Raw genomic sequence first — 16,263 nt, forward strand, 5'->3', positions numbered from 1 at the left:
CCCTAGCCCTCGCCGGCCGCGAGCAGGTGGTTGGGCAGCCGGTTCCCTGGCGCCCGGCCGCGGATTTCCAGCAGTTCGCGGGCGTGGGCGTGGAGCCGCGTGTCCTCGGCGGAGACCGGCACCCACTGCGGAACCGGGACCGAGGTGCCGGCTTCGTCGCGGGCCACCATGACGGTCAGGCAGTAGGTGGTGAGGTTCAGTTCGCGCCCCTTGGGGTCCCCCGAGCGGACATGGACGGCGATGTGCATCCCCTTCGTGCCGGTGTAGACCAGGCGGGCCTCCACCTCCACGACGTCGCCGATCAGCAGCGGCCGGTAGAACCGCACGCCGCCGGAAAACACGGCCACGGTGTCCTTCCCGCAGTAGCGGGAGGCACAGACGTAGGCGGCCTCATCGATCCACTTCATCACGATGCCGCCGTGGACCTTGCCGCCCCAGTTCACGTCCGTCGGCGCCGCCATGAACCGCAGCACCACCTGCTCTGCAGTGCCGGCGTCGGTATATTCCTGGCCGCTCATGGCCTCCACGATGTCCTCGCGGACCTTGATCCGGGCCAGCGCGTTATCCCGCTGTTCGATTTCTTCGCCCGTCACCGGTTCAAACTGCGGCACCGGGATGGGCTTGCCGTCGGCGCCCACGGCCACGAAGATCACGATGCACTGGCTGCGCATGGTGGCAGGGCCGCCCTTCGGATCGCCCGAGGACACGACCGTGCGGATGTGCATCGAGGACCGTCCGGTATAGACGATGGTGGCCTCGACCTCCACCATGTCCCCGCTGTTGACAGGGTCCGCGAAGTGGATGTTCCCCACATAGGCCGTCACGCAGTAGGACTTGGACCAGCCGACGGCGGCGGCATAGGCCGCCTTGTCCACCCACTCGAGCACGGTGCCGGCGTCCACCGAGCCGCTGTGGCCGACATCGGTGGGGGCCGCCAGGAAGCGCAGGGTCACGGCATTGGGCGCATTCTCGCTCATGCTGTGAGTTTACTGAAGGGCCCGGCAGGTGCCGCGGACCGGCGACACAATCGCTGTCCGGGACGCCATAACCCGATGACATACGACGGCGGGCGGCCACCTTAAGGTGACCGCCCGCCGTAGCTGAATATATGCGTTGAAGAAGTGCGCTGAAGAAGTGTGCCTGGGGAAGCGGGGGGACTAGGCCAGGACGCCGAGCCTGGAGCTGGCGCGGCCGAACAGCACCTTGTCTACGGAGACCTTGCCCGCGCCGACGAGGGCCACGGCCAGGGCTGCGGCGGCCAGCAGCAGCACCAGTTCGTAGCCGCCGGTGGCGGCGAACACTCCGGCGGAGGCGTGGACCAGGAACAGGGCGCCCAGCATGTCCACGGCGAGCAGAACGGCGAACACGCGGGTCAGGACGCCCAGGATCAGGGCGATGCCGCCGGCCAGTTCCAGGGTCGCGACCACCGGTGCGGCAACCTGTGCCGCGGGGACACCCATCTGGGTGAACGCGGCCTGGGTGCCGGGAATGGTGAATTCGTAGAACTTCTGCCAGCCGTGGGCGGCGAAGAGGAATCCGGTGACGAGGCGCAGGATGGTGCGGGCCGAGGTGGTGAGGGCGGGCTGGTTCATGGGAAATACCGTTTCGTAAGAGGAGGCGCCGCGGCTGTGTTCCGCCGCGACTTCGGTTGCGTTCAGGATCAAGTCTTCCCGAGTTTTAGTTGAAATGTCAACTAATATGGAAATGTATGACGCCGGGAGTGCCGCTAGGGTGGATCCGTGCCCGCCTTGTCCCCGACCTCCGCCACCCTGCCGGCCGCCGCGAGCCGGAACCGGGAAATCCTGCGCCTTGCCGTCCCCGCTTTCGGCGCCCTGATCGCCGAACCGCTGTTCCTGCTGGCCGATTCGGCGATCGTCGGCCACCTCGGCGTGGCGCAGCTCGCCGGCGTCGGGCTGGCCTCCGCGGTGCTGCATACGGTGGTGGGCCTCATGGTCTTCCTCGCCTACTCCACCACCCCGGCCGTGGCGCGCGCGATCGGCAACGGCCAACTGCCCAAGGCCCTCGCGGCCGGCCGCGACGGCGTCTGGCTGGCCCTGCTGCTCGGAATCGTCCTCGCCGTGGCGGGCTTCCTGTCCGCCGGGCCGCTCCTGGAATTGATGGGCGCCCGCGGCGAAGTGCTGGCGTTCGCGGTGGACTACCTGCGCGCCTCGATGCCCGGACTCGTCGCGATGCTGCTGATCTTCGCGGGCACCGGAGTGCTGCGCGGGCTGCAGGACACCCGGACCCCGTTGATCGTCGCCGCCGCCGGGTTCACCCTGAACATCGCGCTGAACTTCCTCCTGGTCTACGGGCTCCAGCTCTCAGTCGCCGGCTCGGCGATCGGCACCAGCATCGCACAATGGGCCATGGCGGCCGTCTACGTGCTGATCGTCCGGCGCAATGCCCGCCACCACGGGGTGCCCCTGCGGCCGGACTGGCACGGCATCCGGGCCCTGACCCGGGTGGGCTCCTGGCTGATGCTGCGCACGCTCAGCCTGCGCATCGCGATCCTCGCCACCGTCGTGGTGGTCACCGCGCAGGGTCCGGTCAACCTCGCGGCGCACCAGCTGGCCATGACCATCTTCACATTCTTCGCCTTCGCCCTGGACGCCCTCGCGATTGCGGCCCAGGCGCTGATCGGCAAAGAACTTGGCGCGGCCCGGCCCGCGGCGGCCCGCGCGCTGACCCGCACCATGACCCGGTGGGGGATCGGCTTCGGCGTCCTGACCGGGATCCTCCTCGCGGTGGCGGCGCCGTGGGCGGGCGCACTCTTCACCTCCGACGCCGACGTCCGGGCGGCGCTGACGCTCGCCCTGTGGGTGCTCGCCGCCGGGCAGCCCCTCGCCGGATACGTCTTTGTCCTCGACGGCGTCCTCATCGGGGCGGGCGACGCCCGCTATCTGGCGATCGCCGGCGTCGTCAATCTCGCGGCCTACCTGCCGCTGCTGCTGGCAGTGCGGAATCCCGGCGCCGGTACCGGCGCGGGCCTGCTCTGGCTGTGGGCGGCCTTCTCCCTGGGCTACATGGCGGCACGCGCGCTGACGCTGGGCCTCCGGGCCAGGACGGAGAAATGGATGGTCCTCGGCGCGCGCTGAGCCGGAAAGGCCCCCGGGTGCCGGCAGATGCCGCCCGCCCCGGCGCGCGCCGGGGCGGCTTCGCACTAAACTGGACGGGTGACTCTTCCCGCAGCGCCTGACGCGACCCCTGCCATCCGCGCCGCGGCCGACCTATGGAAGCCCGTCCTTGTCCGGGCCGCCGTTGCGCTCGTGTTCGGCGCCGTAACCGTGTTCTGGGCCGCACCGCCCGAGGCGGGCATGGGCTGGGCCGGCGGCCTCTACCTGCTGGCCACCGGTGTGGTCATCATCTGGACCGTGCCCAAGACCGGGTACTCCCCGCGGGAAGGTGCCGGCCGGATCCTCTCCGCCGGCGGGGCAGCCCTGGCGGGCGCGGGAGCGGCCGTGGCCCTGATTCCCGCCTCCCTCATCTTTGGAACAATCGCCGCGTTGGGCCTGGGCGTGGCCGGCGCTGCTGAGCTGTTCGCCGGCATCCTCGGCCGCGGCCGGTCCGTGCTGGCCCGCGACTGGATCACCTCCGGCGTCATCGGACTGGGCACTGCGATCGCGCTGCCGTTCTTCATCGGCCTGGGCCCGCACGCCCTCCTCGGCGTTGCGGGCGGCGGAGCCATCATCAGCGGCGTCCTCTGGATGCTGTCCGGCTTGACCCTGCGGCACGATGCTCGGGGCGATTCCGCAAAGGCCGTAAACTAGTACCGACAGGTTCTACCCGGCGTAGAACAATTGCGGTAACAAGACAGCCACGCCTCCCCGCGCGGGCTGCAGGAGGAAATCACCTTGGCACAGCAGAAACCCGGAGCGCCCCGCAGCCTGCGGACCTCGGTCAAGGGACCGCTCATGTTCTCCGCGTTCTGGGCCGTGGTGGTGTTCTTCGGCGTCCTGATCTTCGCCTCGGGCGGCAGCGCCCGCTCGCCCCGCTTCGACCTGGCACTCATCGGCGCCGGGATCGCCTTCATAGTGATCCTGGTGGTGGCGGCCATGCTCGCGATGAGCCACAAGGACAACCCCGCGGACCTGGGGAAGGGCTCGGGCGTCAACCTCAGTTCCAAGCGGACGCCCTCCGGCCGCGGCGGGCAGTCCCGTCCCGAGGCGGGCCCCGCCGATACCCGCGACGGCGGCCCGCAGGCCTAAGCCCGCAGCCTTGACTTCCCAGCCCTAACCCCGCGGTCCTGATCATGAAAAGAATGGCCCGCGGCCGCTGTCAGGACGCGGCTTTCCGGGCCCGGTACGCGGCCACGTGGGCGCGGTTGGCGCAGTTTCCCGTGTCGCAGTAGCGCTTCGAGCGGTTCCGGCTCAGATCCAGTACGACGGCGTCGCAGTCGTCCGCCGCGCACACCAGCAGACGGTCCATTTCCTTGCTGCGGATCACATCGACGATCGCCATGGCCGCCTCCGTGCTCATCCGGTCGGCCAGGGGGGCCTCCGGCGTCGTGGCGTGCAGGTGCCAGTCCCAGGGATCATGCTTGACCAGATGGGGCAGCGCCCGGGCCTCCCGTAGCAGGCGGTTCACGGTCTCCGCGGCCGTGGCCTCGTCCGCCAGCCAGAGCTCGGCGAGCTCGTTGCGCAGGTGCCGCACGCTGGCCAGCTCCGCCTCGTCCCGGGTCCGGGAGCCGGTGAACCCCTCGGCCTCCAGGAAGTCGTCCAGGTCCTTGCCGGTGGCCAGATGTTCCTCACCGTTGGCGGCGGTGTTTATGAGGTTGACCACAGAACGCAGGGCAACTTCCGTGTCAGGGGCAAAAACCATCTTGACTCCTTACCTCGCCGGGGCGTAACGTCATGACCATAACCCTACTTTACTCCTGACAGGAGAATGCCCGTGTCTGCCCCCCAGCGCTCCGCCGCCGCCCCGGTACGAGACCTTGCCGCCCAGCGGGCTGCCTCCGAACCGGCCGGCGTCACGCGGGACCGCCAGCAGGGCACCAAACAGGACACCCCGCAGCCTGCCGGCCGGGCCGGCGCCTCGTCCGGATTCATGGCCTCGGGCCTGGGCGTCGCCTTGTTTTCCTCCGCGGTGTTCGGGCTCTCCGGATCTTTCGCCAAGGCTCTTCTGGAAACGGGCTGGACACCCGGAGCGGCGGTCACGGCCCGGCTCACCGGCGCGGCGCTGATTCTGGCCGTCCCCGCCGTTTTCGCCCTGCGCGGGCGCTGGCACCAGCTCCGCGACAACTGGCTGACCGTGCTGCTGTTCGGATTCATCGGCGTCGCCGCCTGCCAGCTGTTCTACTTCAACGCCGTGTCCCGGCTCTCGGTCGGCGTCGCCTTGCTGCTGGAGTATCTCGCACCGGTGCTCATTGTGCTCTGGCTGTGGGCCGCCAGCCGGAAACGGCCCCGGCCGCTGACCATCGCGGGAACCCTCCTGTCCCTCGGCGGGCTGGTCCTGGTCCTGGACCTCACGGGAGCCGTGAAGATCGACGTCATCGGCGTGCTGTGGGGGATCGCAGCAGCCGTCTGCCTCGCGATCTACTTCTTCATCACCGCCAAGGAAAACGACACGCTCCCGCCCATTGTCCTGGCCTCGGGCGGGCTCATGGTGGGTGCGGTTGTCATGTGGCTGACCGCGGCAACCGGGCTGCTGCCGATGGCCTTCAGCACCGCCGACACCCGCCTGGGACCCTGGGTCACCCCGTGGTGGGTGGCGCTGGGCGGCCTCGTGGTCCTGGCCACTGTGGTGGCGTACGTGTCCGGAATTGTCGCCGCGCGGGCGCTCGGTTCGAAAGTGGCGTCCTTTGTCTCGCTCACCGAAGTGCTGTTCGCCGTGATCTGGGCGTGGCTGCTGCTCGGCGAACTGCCCGGACCCATCCAGCTCCTGGGCGGGCTGCTGATCGTCGGCGGCGTGGTGCTGGTCCGGCTGGACGAGCTCCGGGCCCCGGCGGGCACCAGTGCGGCGGCGCTGGACCACGCGAACGACTGCGAGCCGGTGCCCTAAGCCACGCATTGCGGCACCCGGCAGGCCTTGCCCGCCGGGTGCCGCTTTTTGCTCCCGGGACCCTCGTTCCCGGACGCGAAGGCACTTACCATGGGGATATGTGCCGAAATATCCGGACCCTCCACAATTTTGAGCCGCACGCGACCACCGCCGAGGTGGAGGCCGCCGCGCTGCAATATGTCCGCAAGATCAGTGGCAGCACCAAGCCGTCCAAGGCCAATGAAGAGGCCTTCAACCGGGCTGTGCATGAGATCGCGCACGCGACGCAGCACCTGCTCGACGCCCTGGTGACCCACGCTCCGGCCAGGGACCGCGATGAGGAAGCCGCCAAGGCCAAAGCCAGGGCTGCCGTCCGCTTCGGGGCGGCTTGAGGCCGCGGCCTGACGGCGCGACCTGATTGGACGGCCCGACGGCGCGGCCTACGAAGGCCGGACCCCTGTGCGCCGGCCTACCTGCCGAAGCTGCGCAGCCTCAGCGAGTTGGCCACCACCAGCACCGAGCTCGCGGCCATGGCTGCCCCGGCGATCATCGGGTTCAGGAGCCCCAGGGCCGCCACGGGAATGCCCACGGCGTTGTAGAAGAAGGCCCAGAAGAGGTTGGCCTTGATGGTGGACAGCGTTCGGCGCGAAAGTTCGATTGCCTGCGCCACGTGCCCCAGATCGTTGCCCATGACCGTCAGGTCCGCCGCTTCAATGGCAACATCCGCCCCGGAGCCCATGGCCACCCCCAAGTCCGCCTGGGCCAGCGCCGCGGCGTCGTTGACCCCGTCGCCGGCCACCGCCACGGTGGCGCCCGCGGCCTGCAGCCTCTTCACGGCCTCGACTTTGCCTTCGGGCAGCACGCCGGCAAACACGTCCTCCGGAGGGATTCCGACGGCGGCAGCGACCTGGGCGGCCACCGCGGCGTTGTCCCCGGTCAGCAGGAGGGGCCTCAGCCCCAGCTGGCGGAGCCGGTCCACCGCGGCCCGGGAGCCGGGTTTGAGGGTGTCGCGCAGCCGGATGATTCCGGCGGGTTCGCCGTCCACGGCGACCCAGATGGCCGTGGCGCCGGAGTCTTCGGCGGCGGCGAACGCCTCCTGCTGTGCCGGGGACGGCGTGATGCCGTTGTCCAGCAGCCAGCCGGTGCGCCCCGCGGCGACCAGCCGGCCCTCCACGGTGCCCAGGACCCCGCCGCCGGGCGCGGACCGGAAGCCGGCGACGGCGGCCGGGCCGGCGCCGTCGTGCCCCGGCTCCACGGCCAGTGCCGCGGCCGCGATGGCGCGGGCGATCGGGTGCTCGGAGGCGTGTTCCACCGCTCCGGCAAGGCGCAGGACTTCGGCTTCGGTGTGCGTTCCGAAGCCCTCGATACCCTCCACGGCAAGGCGGCCGGTGGTGACGGTGCCGGTCTTGTCCAGCAGGATGGTATCCACGGTCCGGGTGTCCTCGAGGACCTGCGGGCCCTTGATGAGGATGCCCAGCTGGGCGCCGCGGCCGGTTCCCGCCAGCAGGCCCACCGGCGTGGCCAGTCCCAGGGCGCAGGGGCAGGCGATGACCAGGACCGCTACCGCGGCGGTGAAGGCGGCGCGGACCCCGTCGGGGCCACCGGCGGGCGCGGCGGCGAGCAGCCAGGCTCCGAAGGTGAGGGCCGCGATCACCAGGACGACGGGGACGAAGACCGCGCTGATGCGGTCCGCGAGCCGGGCGATGGGTGCCTTCCCGGTCTGCGCCGCGGATACAAGCCGTCCCATCTGGGCCAGGGTGGTTTCAGACCCGACGCGGGTGGCGCGGACCAGGAGGCGGCCGGAGGTGTTGATGGTGGCCCCGGTGACCTGGCTGCCCGGGCCGACTTCCACCGGCACCGATTCTCCGGTCACCAGGGAGGCGTCCACGGCCGAGGAGCCGTCCAGGACCACGCCGTCCGTGCCGATCTTCTCGCCCGGGCGGACCACGAGCACGTCTCCGACCATCAGCTGCCCGGCGGGGATCTTCTCCTCGCGGCCCTCACGCAGCACGGTGGCATCCTTGGCGCCGAGGCTGAGCAGGGCCCGGAGGGCGTCGCCGGCCTTCAGTTTGGCCGTGGCCTCCAGGTAGCGGCCCAGCAGCAGGAAGGTGGTGACCACGGAGGCGACCTCGAAGTAGAGGCCGCCGGAGCCCATGCCCTCCGCTGCCGGGTGTGCGGTCATGCCCGGGTCGGCAAGGAGCTGGCCGACGGAGAACGCATAGGCGGAAATCACGCCGATGGAAACCAGTGTGTCCATGGTCGAGGCCAGGTGCCGGGCGTTGATGGCCGCGGCCCGGTGAAACGGCCACGCCGCCCAGGCGACCACCGGGAGGGCGAGGGCGGCGGCCACCCAGCCCCAGTCCGGGAACCGCAACGCCGGGATCATCGAGATCGCGAACACCGGGACGGTGAGCACAGCCGCCACGATGAGCCGCGGGCGGAGTTTGGCGGCTGCGTTCGACGCCGGGTGGTCCCCAGCCGCGGCGCCAGCTTCGAGACCAGCTTCGATACCAGCTGTGGGACCAGCGTCGAGACCGCTGCCGGCGCGTTCTGTGGGCTCCGCCATCATGCCCGGGAACCTGGAGGGCCTGACGGTGGCCTTGTAACCCGCGGCCGCAACCGTGGCGGTGATTTGCTCGTCGGAAATATCCGCCGGGACCGTGACACGGGCGGACTCCAGGGGCAGGTTGACGCTGGCTTCGACGCCGCCGAGCTTTCCGAGCTTGCGCTCGACCCGGTTGACGCAGGAGGCACAGGTCATGCCCTCGATATCGAGGTCAATGACGCGGCTTCCGGCTTGGTCCAACAACTGCTCCCTGCTCACGGCGCCTTCCTGATTCTGTTGGATTCCCTGGCTGTGCCGGCCGTTGCCGGGAGCGGCGGTCAGGCCTCGCTGGCGACCACGAGGTAGCCGGCCTCTGCGACGGCCTCGCCGATCTCGGAGTTCGAGAGTGATTCGCTGGAGGTGATCGTGACGGTGGAGATGCCGCCGGCGTTGAGGTCGACGTCGACCTTTTCGACGCCGGAGAGCGCCTCGAGTTCTTCGCTGACGGAGGACACGCAGTGGCCGCAGGTCATGCCTGAAACGTTGACGGTAGTGGAAACGGTGGCCATGGCGTGCTCCTTGTCGCTGGGCGGGGGATGGACTCCCGGCCCGGTGGTGTAGTGGGTGGTGCAGGTCCTAGCGCAGGAGGCGCCCGATGGCATCGGTGGCTTCCTTGACTTTGAAATCGATGGCCTCAGCCCGCAGCTCCGGATCCGGCTCGGCGGCGGCGCCGACAACGCAGTGGCCGATGTGCTCCTCGACGAGCCCCAGGCTCACGGCATGCAGGGCCTTGTTGACGGCGGCAACCTGGGTGAGGATGTCGATGCAGTACTTGTCCTCGTCAACCATCCGGGCGATGCCGCGGACCTGCCCTTCGATTCGCTTGAGCCGGCGCAGGTAGGCGTCTTTGTTGGAGGTGTAGCCGTGCTGCTCCTGGGGTGCTGAATCCAAGGTCGCTGAATCCAAGGGTGCTGTATCCAAGGTCGCTGAATCCGACGGCGGAACTTCTGACTCGCTCATGCCCCCAACCTATACCCCCTAGGGGTATGTTTCAAGGTCCGGGGAGGAGCCGGCGCAAAAGCCGGGGCGATGCGCACGTTAAAGAGCTCCGGAGTGCGTTATTGGGGGATACGCACTCCGGAGCAGCTTTGGGGTAGGCGGCTCATCCGGCCTACACATCGAGCTTACTCGGCGGTAGTGGGATAACGCCAGCGCTCCGAATAAGTACTTTCGCTTTATTTTCTTCCCGCCGGAACGGCCGCCGGGACCACCAGGATCGGACGCTCCTGATGGTGGCTCAACCACGCCGCCACGGAGCCGTTGAGGGCCGCGGAAATGCGGTGGCCCATGCCGCGCTCGGGGGTACCCACCACGATCATGCGCGCGTTGACGTCCGCGGACAGCCTGCCGATCGCCCGCGCGGGATCCCCGGCCAGGGTCCGCAGGCTCCACTCGATTCCCAGGTCTGCGCAGCCTGCCTCGAGGGTGGAACGCAACTCCTGGGTGGTCTCCCGGATCCGGGCGTTGTCCGCGTCCGGGTGCAGCGACAAGCGGTGCGCGGACCGCGCCGGGTCCCATTCCACGAGGTAGCTTGCCTCGTCCACGTACGCGAAGATCAGGGGCGCGGCGAGGCTCTTGGCAAGGAATGCCGCCGTCTGCAGCACCTCGGGATGCTGCCCCGGTACCACGCCCACCACAAGGGGCGCCGGGCTGTTGCCGGAGTTCTCAGACATACTTCATTCTGGCGCCGGGGCACTGCCCTGAACAGGGGCTTACTTCCCGTTCCCGCAGCCCGGGACGGCGCAGGCGCGCCCCTTGAACACCCCGGGGCCGGGGCCTACGGTTGAAGAAACAGGATGGAGGAGGCCCCCGTGGAGATCTACATGTGGTGGTTGGATCTGGATTTGGCGAGCAAGGAATGGCTCCGGGAGAATCTCCGGACCATCGAACTGCCGGAGGCCGTGCTGCGCGGTATCGCCGACGCCGGCGGGCCCAGTCCCGCGGAATCGTCCGCCGAAGTCGCCGTGCTCTTGACGACGGCGGATTGGGACTTCATCGAGACGCAGTCGGAGTTCGTCGACTGACACCGGTGCGCCGGCGCCGGTGGCGCCGGCATAAAACCATTGCGGCCTTCGGGCCTGGATGGTTGCATGGGTGGCATGGCTACTGCTGCAGAGAGTTATGTCCTGGCGATCGGGACCAAAAAAGGCCTTTGGCTGGCCACCAGCCCGGACCGGAAGGACTGGTTCCTGTCCGGGCCGCACTTCCTCATGAACGAGGTGCCCAGCATCGGCATCGACACCCGCGATGGCAGGACCCGGATCCTGGTGGGGGTCCGCTCCGAGCATTGGGGTCCCACGGTTTTCCACTCCGATGACCTGGGCGGAACCTGGAGCGAGCCCGAAAACGGCGCCATCACGTTCCCCGACGGCACGGACGCCGCCCTGGAACGGATCTGGCAGATCCACCCCGACGCCGAGTCCCGCCCGGGCGTCGTGTGGGCAGGCTGCGAGCCGATCTCCGTCTGGAAATCGACCGACGGCGGCGAGCACTTCGAGCTTAACCGCGGCCTCTGGGACCATCCGCACCGCAGCGAATGGGGTGCAGGCTACGGCGGTGCCGCGGCGCACTCGATTGTCGTGGACCCCACGGGCGAGAAGGTCCACGTGGCCATGAGCACGGGAGGGGTCTACCGCTCGCTCGACGGCGGCGCCTCCTGGGAGCCGCGCAACAAGGGGATCTCCGCCTACTTCATGCCGGATCCCAACCCGGAATTCGGCCAGTGCGTCCACAAGATCGCGGCCGACGCCGCCGACGACGGACGCCTGTACGCGCAAAACCACCACGGCGTCTACCGCAGCGACGACGGCGGCGAGTCATGGGTATCAATCGCCGAAGGGCTGCCGGCGGACTTCGGCTTTGTGATGCTGACGCATCCGCGCCGGTCCGGCACGGCCTGGGTGATCCCGCTGAAGGCAGACGGTGAGCGAATTCCGCCGGACGGCAAGTTGGCCGTGCACCGGACGGATGACGCCGGCGCCAGCTGGAAGCGGCTCGACGCCGGGCTCCCCGGGGCCGAATACAACGTTGTGCTGCGCGATGCTGCCAGCGTCGACCAAGCCGAGCCCACGGGTGTCTACTTCGGGACGCGGGGCGGGAGTGTCTACGCCAGCGCTGACGAGGGGGAACACTTCGCCGAAATCGCCTCGCACCTTCCGGACGTGCTGTGCGTTCGCGCGGCCGTGGTTTCCGCGGCCCTCGTACCGGCGCAACCGTGACGGGATGAACAAGCGCATGGACGGCGAGGGCAATAACGGCGGCACGGCCAACGGCGAATCCGTGCCTGCCGGGTCCGCGATCAGTGTGGTCCTGCCCAGCGTTCTCCAGCCGCTGGCCGGCGGGCAGTCCATCCTGACTGCGCCCGCGGAGGCTGCGGTGACGGTGGAGTGGTTGCTGGATACCGTGACCGGGGACTACCCCGCGCTGTCGCGGCGGTTGCGGGACGAGACCGGAACAGTTCGCCGCTACGTGAATATATACGTCAACGGGAATGAGATCCGGCGGCTGCAGGGCCTGGTGACTGCCGTGGCCCCGGGCCAGGAAGTCCTCATCATCCAGTCAGTGGCGGGAGGCTGAGCCTCAGGCAACCCGCCAGACGGTGCATTCGTCCGTGTTGATGGCCTTGCGCATGCCGGTATGGCGGTCCATGATCCAGACGACGCCGATTCCGGGGGCCGTTTCCTGGACGCGGCCGCGGCGGATCACGACGTCGTCGTAGTTAGGGCCCACGCTGAGGCGGGCCTCGATCTCATCGCCGCGATGCAGCTGGTCGAGGGCACGGATACGGGTCACATGGGCTTTGGCTTCCTTCAACATGGCGGGGGCCTCCTGGACTGGAGCTGGTGCCTGCTCTTGCCGGCACTTCCAGTGTCCTGCGCCAATGTTGCGTCGGCGTTTCAGCACGGTAAGGGGCGGGTTAGTTTTCGACGGCGCCGCGGTTACCCGCCCTGCCTTGACCCCTGGCGCGCGAGGAATCCCCGCCCCCGGGGCTGGCGGTACCGGGTCCGCGGCGCAAGAATGGGCGCTATGCGACTGCCGTTGATGCCTCCCATTGCGCCCATGCTGGCCAAAGCACTCCCCGCCCTGCCGGCGACGGACGCCGGAACGGGATGGCTGTTCGAGCCGAAATGGGACGGCTTCCGCTCGATCATCTTCCGTGACGGGGACGAGGTGGAGATCGGCAGCCGCAACGGCAAACCGATGACGCGCTACTTCCCCGAGCTCGTCGAGGCGCTGAAAGCAGAGCTGCCGGAGCGCTGCGTGGTGGACGGCGAGATCATCCTGGTGGCGGCCTCCGGGGACCGGCTCGACTTCGATGCGCTGCAGCAGCGCATCCATCCGGCGGCAAGCCGCGTGAAGCTGCTCGCGCAGCAGACCCCGGCGCGGTTCGTGGCCTTCGACCTGCTGGCCCTGGGGGATGAGGACCTGACGGGCAAACCCTTTGCCGAGCGCCGGAGTGAACTCGAACGCGCCCTGGCGGCAAGCGCGGCCCCCGTCCACGTCACGGCCGCCACGCCAGACCGGGACACGGCGCAGCGCTGGTTCCGGCAGTTCGAGGGCGCCGGACTCGACGGCATTGTGGCCAAGACGCTGGAGGGCACGTACCAGCCGGACAAGCGCGCCATGGTCAAGGTCAAGCACGAGCGCACCGCCGATTGCGTGCTCGCCGGCTACCGGGTGCACACGTCGGGCCCTGAACGGATCGGTTCGTTGCTGCTGGGGCTCTACGACGACGCGGGGGTGCTGGCAAGTGTCGGGGTGGTGGGCGCCTTCCCGATGGCGCGGCGCCAGGGGTTGTTTGCCGAGCTGCAGGAGCTGGTCACCGGGTTCGAGGACCACCCCTGGGCCTGGGCCCGGCAGGAGGACGGTGCGCGGACGCCGCGGAACGCCGAGGGGAGCCGGTGGAGCGGCAGCAAGGACCTGTCCTTCACCCCGCTCCGGCCCGAGCGCGTGGTGGAAGTGAAGTACGACCACATGGAGGGCGAGCGGTTCCGCCACACCGCGCAGTTCGTCCGCTGGCGTCCGGACCGGGAACCCCGCTCCTGCACTTACGGCCAGCTGGAGGAGCCGGTGAAGTTCGATCTCGCCGCGGTGCTCGGCGCCACTCCCTGACGCCCGGGCGGCGGCGAGACCCAAAGCGCCGGCAACCCCAAAAACAGGCGGCGGCCCGCCCCAGAAGGGACGGGCCGCCGTCGTACGGTGCGGAACTGCCGGCTGCGCCGGGCGGGAAACTAGTGCTGGCCGAGCTCCCGGGTGGGGACCTTGAAGGTTTCCTTGGCTGTCAGGGCCGCAACCGTGGCAATCAGGCAGATGATGCCGGTGAAGATGCTGATCTGGACCCAGCCGCCGGGCTGGATGCCGCCCATGGCCGCAACGATCGCCGGGGCGAACCCGGCCATCAGGAAGCCCAGCTGGGTGCCGATCGCGAGGCCGGAGAAGCGGACGTTGGTGCTGAACATTTCGGCGTAGAAGGAGGGCCAGACCGCGTTGGCTGCAGCGTAGCCGAAGGAGAAGAACCCGACTGCCGCGAGGAACATCAGGGGGACGCTGCCGGATTCGAGGCTCAGCAGGAATACCGGGGTCAGGACCGCACTGGACAGTGCGCCGTAGATGAAGACCGGCTTGCGGCCGATCTTGTCCGCGAGCATGCCGAAGAGCGGCTGGGTGCCCAGGGCCATGAAGTTGGCGCCCACCACGAGCCAGAGCGTGGTGGTGCCGTCCACGCCGGCGACGTTCTTGGCGTAGCTGATGGCGAGTGTGCCGAAAACGGTGGACACGGCGGCGATGAAGGCGCAGGCGATGACGCGGAGGACATCGCGCCAGTGGTCCTTGAGGAGGTCGGCAACCGGGAGCTTGGAGATCTGCGCGGTCTTCCTGGCTTCCTCGAACGCCGGCGGCTCATGCAGGGTGCGGCGGATGAAGAACGCGATCAGCACAACCACGGCGCTGAGCCAGAACGGGATGCGCCAGCCGATGGTGTACTTGATCTCGTCGGGCAGGGCCAGGACGGGGATGAAGACGAGGGCGGCGAGGATCTGGCCGCCCTGGGTTCCGGTCAGGGTCCAGGAGGTGAAGAAGGAGCGGCGGCCGTCCGGGGCGTGCTCGAGCGTCATGGACGACGCGCCGGCCTGCTCGCCGGCTGCGGACAGGCCCTGGCAAAGCCGGGCCAGCACCAGCAGCGCCGGAGCCCACCAGCCGACCGTCTTGAAGTCCGGAAGGCAGCCGATAACGAACGTGGAGGCTCCCATCAGCAGCAGCGTGAACATCAGGACCTTTCGGCGGCCCACCCGGTCCCCGAAGTGGCCAAGGACGACGGCGCCGACCGGACGGGCCACGTAGGCGAAGCCGAAGGTAGCGAAGGACATGATGGCCGCGTTGGTGTCCGCATCAGGGAAGAACACGTGCGGGAAGATCAGTGCCGCTGCGGAACCGAAGATGAAGAAGTCGTAATACTCGACGGCGCTGCCCAGGAAGCTGGCAAGGGCCGCCTTCTTCGGCGTCCCTCCTGTGACGGTACCCGGCGTCGTGGACGGGACTGTGTGGCTCATGGTGTTCCTTTGGTGTGACGACGTTGTCGCGGATGGATCAGGAAGGTCTCGGCTGCCACTGGTTTAAGTGTGGTGCAACCGGAGGTCCGTGGAAAGACCCGGACTAGTAGCCACATGGTGGAAGCTACTTGTGCGATGTAGCAATCATGACTGTGAGCGCAGTCACTTGTCAAGAAAAATAATCACCATCTAGAAATAGCTCTCACTATGTGGGAACATCGATACATGAGTGTGAATCAAGCCACAGATACGGCCGCCGTTTCCGGATCCCTCGAGCAGGCCGCCGCCGAGCCGGAAGCCGCTGCAAAACCGGCCAAAGCCGCCAAGGACGACTCGCGGACGGACATGGTGGGCAAGGCCCTGGGTCTGCTGGTCCTCCTGGGCGATGAACCGCGGGGCGCCAGTGCCGCGGAGATCTCGCGGCGGGCCGCGCTGCCGTTCAGCACCACGTACCGCCTGCTCGGCTCCCTGACCCGGGACGGCTTTGTGGACTATGAGCCGGACGGCCGCCGCTACCACCTGGGCCTGCGGGTCTTCCAGCTCGGCCAGCGGGTCTCCAACCACCACGGCTTCGCGGGCACGGCGCTGCCCATCCTGCGGCGCGTGACCGAGGAGTCGGGCGAAGCGACCATCCTCTCCGTCCGGGACGGCATCCATCACCTGACGGTGAACAAGGTGGACGGCCCGCAGACCTTCCGGGTCACGAGTGATCCCGGGCATCTCGGCGCCCTGCACACCACCTCGGTGGGCAAGGCGCTCGTGGCGTTCGCCGACGACGCCACGCGCGCGCAGCTCGTCGAGGAGCTGCCGCTCGAGCCGCTGACGGCGCTCTCGATCACGGACCGCGAGGCATTCCGGGCGGAAATCGAGCAGATACGGCGCCAGGGCTACGCCACGATGGACGAGGAAAACGAGCTCGGCATGCGGGCCGTCGCCGTCCCGGTCTTCAACGACCAGGGGCACGCCTTCGCCTCCCTGGCCACGGCCGTCCCGGTGTTTCGGCTCAGCATGGAGGCCCTCGTGGCCCTCGTGCCGCTGCTTCAGGCGGCCGCCGCCGAGCTGTCGGCAAGGCTGCCCCAGCAGTGACGGGCGCTGCCGGCTGAAGCCGGCGCCGCTGTAACAAAAAGTTCG

Annotated in this window: 19 protein-coding genes; 10 read left to right on the forward strand and 9 right to left on the reverse strand. The window is 68.9% G+C overall.

The genetic code is table 11. The features are described 5' to 3' along the window. Positions 1–2: 2 nt before the first annotated feature. On the reverse strand, positions 3–977 hold the full coding sequence (locus tag AC1DDO_RS15190) for an acyl-CoA thioesterase (protein ID WP_476867875.1): 975 nt from the start codon (positions 975–977) through the stop codon (positions 3–5). A 180-nt stretch (positions 978–1,157) separates the two neighbouring features. Continuing rightward, a complete protein-coding gene (locus AC1DDO_RS15195) occupies positions 1,158–1,592 on the reverse strand; it encodes a DoxX family protein (protein ID WP_476972196.1) in 435 nt (144 codons plus the stop codon). A gap of 147 nt (positions 1,593–1,739) precedes the next feature. On the opposite strand from AC1DDO_RS15195, the gene AC1DDO_RS15200 reads away from it, so the two are divergent. The 3 genes from AC1DDO_RS15200 (at position 1,740) to AC1DDO_RS15210 (ending at position 4,205) form a co-directional block, all read left to right on the forward strand. Further along, a complete protein-coding gene (locus AC1DDO_RS15200; protein WP_476867877.1) occupies positions 1,740–3,095 on the forward strand; it encodes an MATE family efflux transporter in 1,356 nt (451 codons plus the stop codon). Between the two features lie 78 nt (positions 3,096–3,173). Further along, positions 3,174–3,767, forward strand: coding sequence for a hypothetical protein (locus tag AC1DDO_RS15205; protein ID WP_476867878.1), 594 nt, complete (start codon positions 3,174–3,176; stop codon positions 3,765–3,767). An 84-nt stretch (positions 3,768–3,851) separates the two neighbouring features. After that, positions 3,852–4,205: a hypothetical protein gene (locus AC1DDO_RS15210; protein ID WP_476867879.1), complete on the forward strand. Its 354-nt coding sequence runs from the start codon at positions 3,852–3,854 to the stop codon at positions 4,203–4,205. Between the two features lie 70 nt (positions 4,206–4,275). On the opposite strand, the gene AC1DDO_RS15215 is transcribed toward AC1DDO_RS15210, so the two are convergent. Continuing rightward, on the reverse strand, positions 4,276–4,818 hold the full coding sequence (locus AC1DDO_RS15215) for a CGNR zinc finger domain-containing protein (RefSeq protein WP_476867880.1): 543 nt from the start codon (positions 4,816–4,818) through the stop codon (positions 4,276–4,278). A gap of 228 nt (positions 4,819–5,046) precedes the next feature. Here AC1DDO_RS15215 and AC1DDO_RS15220 point away from each other — a divergent pair, with 228 nt between their 5' ends. Both AC1DDO_RS15220 and AC1DDO_RS15225 read left to right on the forward strand, forming a co-directional pair. Next, entirely contained in the window at positions 5,047–6,000 is a 954-nt protein-coding gene (locus AC1DDO_RS15220) for an EamA family transporter (RefSeq protein ID WP_476867906.1), read from the forward strand. Between the two features lie 98 nt (positions 6,001–6,098). Next, positions 6,099–6,371 (forward strand): DUF2277 domain-containing protein, encoded by a 273-nt coding sequence (locus tag AC1DDO_RS15225; protein WP_441409210.1) that lies wholly within the window; start codon positions 6,099–6,101, stop codon positions 6,369–6,371. 77 nt (positions 6,372–6,448) lie between these two features. Here the strand turns inward: AC1DDO_RS15225 and AC1DDO_RS15230 are convergent, their stop codons facing one another. The 4 genes from AC1DDO_RS15230 to AC1DDO_RS15245 form a co-directional block, all read right to left on the reverse strand. Continuing rightward, positions 6,449–8,803: a heavy metal translocating P-type ATPase gene (locus tag AC1DDO_RS15230; RefSeq protein ID WP_476867881.1), complete on the reverse strand. Its 2,355-nt coding sequence runs from the start codon at positions 8,801–8,803 to the stop codon at positions 6,449–6,451. Positions 8,804–8,862: 59 nt separating this feature from the next. Further along, positions 8,863–9,093 carry a heavy-metal-associated domain-containing protein gene (locus AC1DDO_RS15235; RefSeq protein WP_441409212.1) on the reverse strand — a complete coding sequence of 77 codons (231 nt, stop codon included), beginning with the start codon at positions 9,091–9,093 and terminating at the stop codon, positions 8,863–8,865. Positions 9,094–9,160: 67 nt separating this feature from the next. Beyond that, positions 9,161–9,544, reverse strand: a complete 384-nt coding sequence (locus AC1DDO_RS15240; RefSeq protein WP_476867882.1) for a metal-sensitive transcriptional regulator — start codon at positions 9,542–9,544, stop codon at positions 9,161–9,163. A 215-nt stretch (positions 9,545–9,759) separates the two neighbouring features. Next, on the reverse strand, positions 9,760–10,257 hold the full coding sequence (locus AC1DDO_RS15245) for a universal stress protein (protein ID WP_476867883.1): 498 nt from the start codon (positions 10,255–10,257) through the stop codon (positions 9,760–9,762). Positions 10,258–10,395: 138 nt separating this feature from the next. Between AC1DDO_RS15245 and AC1DDO_RS15250 the strand changes: the two genes are divergently transcribed. The 3 genes from AC1DDO_RS15250 (at position 10,396) to AC1DDO_RS15260 (ending at position 12,160) form a co-directional block, all read left to right on the forward strand. Further along, positions 10,396–10,608: a hypothetical protein gene (locus AC1DDO_RS15250; protein ID WP_441409215.1), complete on the forward strand. Its 213-nt coding sequence runs from the start codon at positions 10,396–10,398 to the stop codon at positions 10,606–10,608. Positions 10,609–10,674: 66 nt separating this feature from the next. Next, positions 10,675–11,802, forward strand: coding sequence for a WD40/YVTN/BNR-like repeat-containing protein (locus tag AC1DDO_RS15255; RefSeq protein WP_476867884.1), 1,128 nt, complete (start codon positions 10,675–10,677; stop codon positions 11,800–11,802). A 4-nt stretch (positions 11,803–11,806) separates the two neighbouring features. Beyond that, positions 11,807–12,160 carry a MoaD/ThiS family protein gene (locus tag AC1DDO_RS15260; protein WP_476867885.1) on the forward strand — a complete coding sequence of 118 codons (354 nt, stop codon included), beginning with the start codon at positions 11,807–11,809 and terminating at the stop codon, positions 12,158–12,160. Between the two features lie 3 nt (positions 12,161–12,163). On the opposite strand, the gene AC1DDO_RS15265 is transcribed toward AC1DDO_RS15260, so the two are convergent. Continuing rightward, complete coding sequence (locus AC1DDO_RS15265; RefSeq protein ID WP_476867886.1) at positions 12,164–12,400, reverse strand: hypothetical protein; 237 nt, start codon at positions 12,398–12,400, stop codon at positions 12,164–12,166. Between the two features lie 210 nt (positions 12,401–12,610). On the opposite strand from AC1DDO_RS15265, the gene AC1DDO_RS15270 reads away from it, so the two are divergent. Beyond that, positions 12,611–13,696 carry an ATP-dependent DNA ligase gene (locus AC1DDO_RS15270; RefSeq protein WP_476867887.1) on the forward strand — a complete coding sequence of 362 codons (1,086 nt, stop codon included), beginning with the start codon at positions 12,611–12,613 and terminating at the stop codon, positions 13,694–13,696. A 119-nt stretch (positions 13,697–13,815) separates the two neighbouring features. On the opposite strand, the gene AC1DDO_RS15275 is transcribed toward AC1DDO_RS15270, so the two are convergent. Continuing rightward, entirely contained in the window at positions 13,816–15,132 is a 1,317-nt protein-coding gene (locus tag AC1DDO_RS15275) for an MFS transporter (protein WP_476867888.1), read from the reverse strand. 225 nt (positions 15,133–15,357) lie between these two features. Between AC1DDO_RS15275 and AC1DDO_RS15280 the strand changes: the two genes are divergently transcribed. Continuing rightward, on the forward strand, positions 15,358–16,218 hold the full coding sequence (locus AC1DDO_RS15280; RefSeq protein ID WP_476867889.1) for an IclR family transcriptional regulator: 861 nt from the start codon (positions 15,358–15,360) through the stop codon (positions 16,216–16,218). The last annotated feature ends 45 nt before the right edge of the window (positions 16,219–16,263 follow it).

The organism is Arthrobacter sp. 10N43, assembly GCF_056394525.1.

Bases quoted from the DNA above. Each gene is read 5' to 3' on its own strand.
- AC1DDO_RS15260 (WP_476867885.1), top strand. From the start codon at position 11,807: ATGAACAAGCGCATGGACGGCGAGGGCAATAACGGCGGCACGGCCAAC.
- AC1DDO_RS15190 (WP_476867875.1), bottom strand. From the start codon at position 977: ATGAGCGAGAATGCGCCCAATGCCGTGACCCTGCGCTTCCTGGCGGCC.
- AC1DDO_RS15270 (WP_476867887.1), top strand. From the start codon at position 12,611: ATGCGACTGCCGTTGATGCCTCCCATTGCGCCCATGCTGGCCAAAGCA.
- AC1DDO_RS15220 (WP_476867906.1), top strand. From the start codon at position 5,047: ATGGCCTCGGGCCTGGGCGTCGCCTTGTTTTCCTCCGCGGTGTTCGGG.
- AC1DDO_RS15235 (WP_441409212.1), bottom strand. From the start codon at position 9,093: ATGGCCACCGTTTCCACTACCGTCAACGTTTCAGGCATGACCTGCGGC.
- AC1DDO_RS15265 (WP_476867886.1), bottom strand. From the start codon at position 12,400: ATGTTGAAGGAAGCCAAAGCCCATGTGACCCGTATCCGTGCCCTCGAC.
- AC1DDO_RS15280 (WP_476867889.1), top strand. From the start codon at position 15,358: ATGAGTGTGAATCAAGCCACAGATACGGCCGCCGTTTCCGGATCCCTC.
- AC1DDO_RS15225 (WP_441409210.1), top strand. From the start codon at position 6,099: ATGTGCCGAAATATCCGGACCCTCCACAATTTTGAGCCGCACGCGACC.
- AC1DDO_RS15215 (WP_476867880.1), bottom strand. From the start codon at position 4,818: ATGGTTTTTGCCCCTGACACGGAAGTTGCCCTGCGTTCTGTGGTCAAC.
- AC1DDO_RS15240 (WP_476867882.1), bottom strand. From the start codon at position 9,544: ATGAGCGAGTCAGAAGTTCCGCCGTCGGATTCAGCGACCTTGGATACA.
- AC1DDO_RS15195 (WP_476972196.1), bottom strand. From the start codon at position 1,592: ATGAACCAGCCCGCCCTCACCACCTCGGCCCGCACCATCCTGCGCCTC.
- AC1DDO_RS15255 (WP_476867884.1), top strand. From the start codon at position 10,675: ATGGGTGGCATGGCTACTGCTGCAGAGAGTTATGTCCTGGCGATCGGG.
- AC1DDO_RS15275 (WP_476867888.1), bottom strand. From the start codon at position 15,132: ATGAGCCACACAGTCCCGTCCACGACGCCGGGTACCGTCACAGGAGGG.
- AC1DDO_RS15245 (WP_476867883.1), bottom strand. From the start codon at position 10,257: ATGTCTGAGAACTCCGGCAACAGCCCGGCGCCCCTTGTGGTGGGCGTG.